Origin of the sequence: Pantoea sp. NGS-ED-1003, assembly GCF_000738765.1 — a bacterium.
GTDB lineage: Bacteria > Pseudomonadota > Gammaproteobacteria > Enterobacterales > Enterobacteriaceae > Pantoea > Pantoea septica.
Genome location: NZ_JPQA01000032.1, coordinates 1 through 2,187, shown reverse-complemented (window position 1 = coordinate 2,187; position 2,187 = coordinate 1). Strand labels below are relative to the sequence as shown.

Here is a 2,187-nt window from a genome sequence, read left to right as displayed (position 1 = left end):
TCCTGACCGCCCGCCCCCCTTTTTATGCACAACCGCGAAATGAAAAGTTTTTTTCTGGGAGGTTTTTATGGCCGGTAGACGACCAAAACCGACCCACCTTAAGGTCGTTACCGGCAATCCGGGCAAGCGAAAACTCAACGACAAAGAACCGTCACCCGCAAAAGAAATCCCGAGCCCGCCGTCACATCTCACCGACTGGGGGAAGGTGGCGTGGGGAAAACTGACCGTTCTACTAGATGGAATGGGCGTGCTAACCGTCGCCGATGTTCTCGCGCTGGAAAGGCTCTGCGACATCTACGCTGACATTCTTCAGCTGCGGATCACAATTGCTGATGAGGGCAGAACCTACACGGTCCAGACCGAAGGTGGATTTCTGATAAAAGCCAACCCGGCTGTTTCAATGCTGGCTGATGCAGACCGGCGATTCAAAAGCTACCTGGTAGAGTTCGGCCTGACACCGGCTGCCCGGTCAAAGGTGAACGTGAATGGTGGAGAAAAAGAAGAAGACCCGCTCAACCAGTTCTTCGGTTGATCCAGCGACTCAGTACGCAATGGACGTTACCAGTGGTGCGGTTATTGCCGGTCCGGACATTCGAGCCGCCTGTGCTCGCCATCTTCGCGATCTGGAAGATGGGCCTAAGCGCGGCCTGTTTTGGGATGTGGAAGCCGTAAATCGCGTTGTTAACTTCTTTGCTCAGGTTCTAAAGCTTAATGGCGGCGAGCATGAAGGCAAACCATTTATCCTGCTGCCATGGCAGTGCTTCATCGTCGGTTCTTTGTTCGGCTGGAAGGCGGAAGACGGCACACGCCGCTTTCGCATGAGCTACATAGAGTCCGGCAAGGGGTCGGGTAAGTCACCATTAGCAGGTGGCGTTGGCCTATACCTGCTGATGGCGGATAAAGAGCCACGCGCCGAAGTGTACGCTGCGGCCACGAAAAAAGACCAGGCGATGATCCTGTTCCGCGATGCGGTAACGATGGTCGATCAGTCGCCCGCGCTGGCGCAGCGCATTACCAAATCCGGCACCGGTCTGAACGTGTGGAACCTCGCGTTCCTGCAGACGGGCTCTTTCTTCAAGCCGATCAGTTCCGATGATGGTCAGTCAGGGCCGCGCCCGCACGGCGCACTGATTGACGAAGTGCATGAGCATAAAACAAACGCCGTTGTAGAGATGATGCGCGCCGGTACAAAAGGCCGCCGTCAGGCGCTGATGTTCCTGATCACCAACAGCGGTCACGATAAAACAAGCGTCTGTTATGAATACCATGAGTACGGGCGCAAGGTTGCTGCGGGTGACCTGGAGGACGATAGCTTTTTCAGCTTCATCTGTTCTCTGGATGAGGGAGACGACCCGTTTAAGGACGAATCCTGCTGGGGCAAAGCTAACCCGTCGCTGGGACAGACATTCACTGATAAATATCTGCGGGAGCAGGTGACGCAGGCGCGGGGCATGCCGTCGAAAGAGAGCATCGTGCGCCGTCTTAACTTCTGCCAGTGGGTGGAGGCGTCCGACCCGTGGATTGACAGCGACACATGGATGAACTGCGAGCAGGACTTTGATCCCGAAGATTTGGCGGGTGAAGAGTGCTATGGCGGTCTGGACCTGTCCGGTTCACGCGACCTTACGGCGCTGGCGCTTTACTTCCCGAAGTCCAAAAAGCTTTTAGTTGAATTCTGGACGCCAAAAGATTCTTTGCTTGAGCGCGCTAAGACAGACCACGTTCCCTATGATGCCTGGCTGCGTAACGGCTTTATTCACGCGCCGCCGGGCAAGGCTGTCAACTATGGTTTTGTCGCGGTGCGCATCGGTGAGCTGGCGGCCAGATACGATATTAAATGCATCGCGTTTGACCAGTACCGCATTAAGTATCTGGAGCCCGAACTGGAAAGCGAGTCTGTGAGCGTTGACCTTGTTCCGCATGGTCAGGGCTTTTACAAGGCTCAGGAGTCCGGGCTGTGGATGCCGCGTTCTATCGAACTGTTTGAGGAGCATCTTAATAACCGGGTGCTGGTTATCCGACCCAATCCCTGCCTGCGCTGGAATGCCGCCTCTGCGGTACTTGAGGCTGACCAGAAGGACAACCGCATATTTGCCAAAAAGAAAAGTACCGGCCGCATCGATGGTGTGGTGGCTTCCGCTATGGCGATTGGTGCAGCAGAGGATGCGGTGCTGGTGGACAGCGGCG

General features: G+C 55.6%; 2 protein-coding genes. Both read left to right on the top strand.

The window, feature by feature from the left end:
* Window positions 1–67 precede the first annotated feature (67 nt).
* The gene (locus JS46_RS22585; protein ID WP_033756057.1) at window positions 68–532 is read left to right on the top strand and encodes a phage terminase small subunit P27 family; all 465 of its coding nucleotides are present in this window, start codon (window positions 68–70) and stop codon (window positions 530–532) included.
* On the top strand, window positions 486–2,187 hold a 1,702-nt coding region (locus JS46_RS22580), incomplete at its 3' end, for a terminase large subunit (RefSeq protein WP_033756059.1). The genes JS46_RS22585 and JS46_RS22580, both read left to right, overlap by 47 nt.

Bases quoted from the DNA above. Each gene is read 5' to 3' on its own strand.
- JS46_RS22585 (WP_033756057.1), top strand. From the start codon at position 68: ATGGCCGGTAGACGACCAAAACCGACCCACCTTAAGGTCGTTACCGGC.